Genomic DNA, 4,494 nt, shown 5'->3' with positions numbered 1-4,494 from the left:
GCGCGCGATCGTAACCAGTTTCGGCGTGTTCCCAGTCTTGAATATCGATCGTAATCCCTCGCCCGTGATTGCCATTGAGGGGCTTAATCACGATCGGATAACCACCCAAACTATCGATCGCGGCTGCTAGTTCGTTAAAAGCATAAATTGTCGTCCCCAACGGCACCGGGACGCCCATACTCGCCAAGATTTTTTTAGTTTTCTCTTTATCACAGGCGAGTTCGACCCCGATAATATTGCTGTTGGAAGTCAGTGCGGCTTGAATCCGTTTTTGATGCTTGCCATAACCCAACTGAAATAAATCGCAGCTCTCTAAGTGCATCCAGGGAATCCCCAGTGCTTCGGCTTCTTTTACTAAGGCATCAGTACTCGCCCCTAATGCTGCTTCCTCGCACATCTTCACGAGATCTTCCAAATCCCGATCGAGTTCGACTTGGGGATAGGTACCCGTCTCGATAATGCTCTGACACAGCCGTAGTGCCGCTCTGGCAGCGTATCGCCCTGCCGTCTCGATCTGGTATTCAATCACCACCTGATAGACGCCTGGAGTGGACATCTCGCGGGTACGACCGAAGCCCACTGGCATCCCTGCCAAAGTTTGGAGTTCTAATGCTACATGCTCCAGGATATGTCCCATCATCGTCCCTTCGCGGACTCGGCTCAAGAACCCACCCCGGCAACCGGGCGAACAATGATGTTCGTCGAGACTGGGGAGCACCGCCACGAGACTCTCATAAAATCCGGTAATCGTATCCGAAGGTCGATCTGCTAATTCCTCCAAATCTAGTCGCACGAGAATCAGCTTTGAGCGGCGAATGCTCCAGTAGTTTGGGCCTCGAAGCGTTTGAGTTTGGAGAATTTTCATATGTATATAAGAAGTACCTTTAAGTTGATTCCACCCTACATCGAATGCAATCCCACGATCTTCAATAAAGTTTGAAAAGTTGATTTGGCGATCGATCTAGATTCATCGCTAGCATGAAGCGATCGACGTACCACTATTACTTAATTTCAAATTGAGTCGCTAATTCCGTATTACTTGCTACATACTGACCTAGATATTGTCTAGAAAGTGTCGTAAATAACAACTAACTTCCGATCGAGACGATGTGTGCAGCTAATGGCGACTAGCGATCCAGATGACTGGAATTATGATACTACATGACGATGCTGATAATCATAGCGATCGCCCTGACTTAAGACATGAACGGTAAGATTATGCAGACTCAGTGGGGCATTTTCTCCAGCTTTGAGGTAGTTGCGATGGGTCAACTTGCCGGGATCGATAATTGTAATCGTCCCTTTGCCCAATACTTCAAAAGTGCCGTCGCCATCGAACGCCGCACAGGTATCTTCATCGATCCCAATGCCGAGCTTATCGGGATGAGCCGCGATCGCACTCATCAATCGCGCCATCCGATTGCGGTTGTGGAAATGTTGATCGACTAGCAAATCTGGAAAAATCCCCAATCCAGCGGTCAGATCTACTAATGACTGATTGGGGGATTCGCCACTGCTCCCCCCGGAAATCATCTGTTCGCCAACGATGGCCGCCCCAGCACTGGTACCAGCTAGGACGAGGTTGCCACTCTCAATTCTGGCTTTGATGGCTGCCATAAACTTGCTGCCACCAATGAGGTCGCGCAGGCGCAATTGGTCTCCACCAGTCAAAAAGACGCCACTACAACTAGCTAAAATATTCAACCACCGTTCTTCGTCACACTCTTTCGGCTGACGAATATCAAGGATTTGGATTTCTTGGGCACCCATCCCCCTAAAAATTTGGTAGTAGCGATCGCCGACGACACTAGGTTCTTGGGAGGCGCAAGGGATGATGCCGATCGTCGCCATCTTCCCCCCTGCACTTCTAAAGAAGGCATTCAAGATGCCACACCCATTTACTTTGTCTTCTGCTCCACCAATTACCATGACTGGATAATGGCTAGAAATTACCATGAATTTTTGAGCGAGGAAAGGCTGTACTTCAAGCATATGTCGATTCTAAGTCTCCCATCATACCACCGTGGCGAACCAAAATCAAAGTCACACCTACTACACAATAAACTGACTGTATCAAATAATGTACCTGCTAGTTTGTATTTGATTTGACAGGAGATGGGGAGATGGGAGATGGGAGATGGGAGTTGGGAGTTGGGAGTTGGGAGTTGGGAGTTGGGAGTTGGGGGAAAGGGGAAAGGGTCGTTGGGGAGTTGGGGAGTTGGGGAGTTGGGGAGACGTAAGCGTCCGAATATTGCTACTTCTTACCTCTCACCCTTTCCCCTTTCCCGCCGGAATAGGTAAACCCTTACGGGTTTTCCCCTCCACAGTACCGAGCTTGCAAGTTTCCAAGCACTCGGCTCCTGCTGTATCGTTTACTCCCTTCAAGTTATACTTCTCTTACATAATGGGTCGAATCACTATGTCCAATTCAGGTTTTCAGGATTTTATTTATTGGGCTTCAATCCTTAAAATCCCTGACCTCCGCCGTTGGCGAATGCCCTTCGCCTCTAACTTGTGGAGGGGTAAAGATTTTCTACTATCGGTTTCAACAACGTTTGGTGCCTCTTCTACGTCTGCTCCCCTTTCGGGTACGGGATAAACCCTTATCCTGCGAGTTATGAATTTCTCTGAGCTTTCGCTATGCAGGCATTAGCTTTTTAAAAGAGTCCCATCTGGCCCAAGGAATTGGTACGTCTCACGACTTTCCTACAGTAATTAATACTGACCTTGTAGAGGTTTACACGTTCCGCAGTGTTTAGATGCGTCTGGGTTAGGTTTCTCTGTCATCCGGTGGCGAAGGTATCGTCACACTGGCGGTAAAAATCCAGTTTTCTTATATGCCACTTACCTTTTGGTCTGAGCCTTAATCAGCCTTTTAGCTCATTGGGAAATGACGGACTTTATCAAGATTCGCGTTAGCTAACCATACCAGACTTGGACTTGCCCTCGTACCAGTTTAGGCTACCAGTGCGATTAGGCTTTCTCCTCTAGCTGTGAAACATCCCCATTGCTGTTGATGCTTCTTCAGAGTGTCCATACCTTTGATACTAAGGCAGAAGCTAGGAGCTTCACTACACATCTGCGACTTCGTGTCGCAATTTCCCCTTTCCCCTTTCCCCTTTTACCCTCTACCCCCCATACTGCCCAGTCAACTTATTGAGTTGCTGTACTAGTAAACTCAAGAACAGTCCTACGTCGGTAACGACGCCAATTGACTCGATCGAGCCGCGATCGCTTAGTTTGGTCACAACGGCGGGATTGATGTCGATACAGACCATTTTTACCCCCGCTGGGGTCATATTTCCGACCCCGATCGAGTGGAGCATACTCGATAGCATCAAAATCAGGTCGGAGCCTTCAATCAGGCGGGCGTAGTCGGCTTGGGCGGCGACGAGATCCATCTGGGTATCGGGTAAGGGGCCATCGTCCCGAATCGAGCCAGCGAGGGAAAAGGGGACGTTGTGTTTGACGCATTCGTACATCACGCCGCTTTGGAGGACGCCTTGCTCGACGGCGTTGGCAATGCTGCCACAGCGACGGATAGTATTGATTGCTTTGAGGTGGTGGCGATGTCCGCCATGTACGGAGATCCCGCGCTGCATATCGACACCTAATGAGGTGCCCATCAGGGATTGCTCGATATCGTGGACGGCGATCGCATTACCGCCGAGGAGGGCGTGAACGTAGCCTTCGCGGATGAGTTGGTTGAGGTGCTTACTGCCCCCAGTATGGATTACAACTGGCCCCGCGACGACGGCAACTTTGCCCCCGCGATCGCGGATTTGGCGTAAGTCCCAGGCAATTTGTTCGACGACTAATTCGACGCGGCGTTCGCTCGATACCCCCGCGCCCATGAAGCTAAATTCTTCGGTGGCGACTTTCTTAATAGTGGTGGTATTGCGTTTGGTGCGAATTCCTTCACTCCCGACTACTACCGATTCGCCCACTTGGAGATCGCGGAGCAGCTTACACTTGGCGATCGCGCCTGTATCTGTCTGTGTGACGGCGATCGCGCCATCCATCCGTTGTCCCTGTACCTTAATCCACTCGCCAGCAACCGCGATTTCCGTCGGGTAGATCGTAGTGGCATAGAAGTCATCAGCCGCTACTCCAGCCTGAGTTACGGGGGCGAGTGTGGCATCGATTGTCTGCTCGGAGGCACTTACCGCACCGAGATCGATCAGTTGCCCCATAATATCCGCCATCACCACCAGATCGGGAGCCGAAACCTTGACTTCTGCTGCTGAAGTGTCCAGTCGCTGTGCGCCGAGACTAAAATTCACCACCTGGAAACTCCCACCACCAGCGACGATCGTATCGAGGACGCGATTTACCAAGCCAGAATCGAGCAAATGTCCTTCCAGATGGATCGTCCGGCTTTGAATCTTCGATGCTTGGGGCGACTCATGGTGAGTTTCAGTCACTCTGAGCGTCAAGCATTTAGCCGCACCACCTGCTTTGAGGAATTCTGTCAGGGGTGTCTCGACGACCGTA

The 4,494-nt window shown here is 50.5% G+C and carries 2 protein-coding genes and 1 pseudogene; all 3 read right to left on the bottom strand.

Annotated features, from left to right (window positions below; all coding sequences use genetic code 11):
* Nucleotides 1-865, bottom strand: a pseudogene (locus tag RMO52_RS13965) (cyanophycin synthetase); the annotation flags it as partial.
* A 284-nt stretch (nt 866-1,149) separates the two neighbouring features.
* Nucleotides 1,150-1,992 carry a cyanophycinase gene (locus RMO52_RS13960; RefSeq protein ID WP_396134986.1) on the bottom strand — a complete coding sequence of 281 codons (843 nt, stop codon included), beginning with the start codon at nt 1,990-1,992 and terminating at the stop codon, nt 1,150-1,152.
* Nucleotides 1,993-3,128: 1,136 nt separating this feature from the next.
* Nucleotides 3,129-4,494: TIGR00300 family protein (locus tag RMO52_RS13955; protein WP_310415228.1), on the bottom strand; the 1,366-nt coding region annotated here is incomplete at its 5' end.

Source organism: Chamaesiphon sp. OTE_8_metabat_110 (assembly GCF_031382685.1).
Classification (GTDB): Bacteria; Cyanobacteriota; Cyanobacteriia; order Cyanobacteriales; family Chamaesiphonaceae; genus Chamaesiphon.
This window is presented reverse-complemented; position numbering and strand designations above follow the sequence as displayed.

What these genes read in the sequence shown, in the direction of transcription:
- RMO52_RS13960 (WP_396134986.1), bottom strand. Translation starts at nt 1,992, where the DNA reads ATGCTTGAAGTACAGCCTTTCCTCGCTCAAAAATTCATGGTAATTTCT.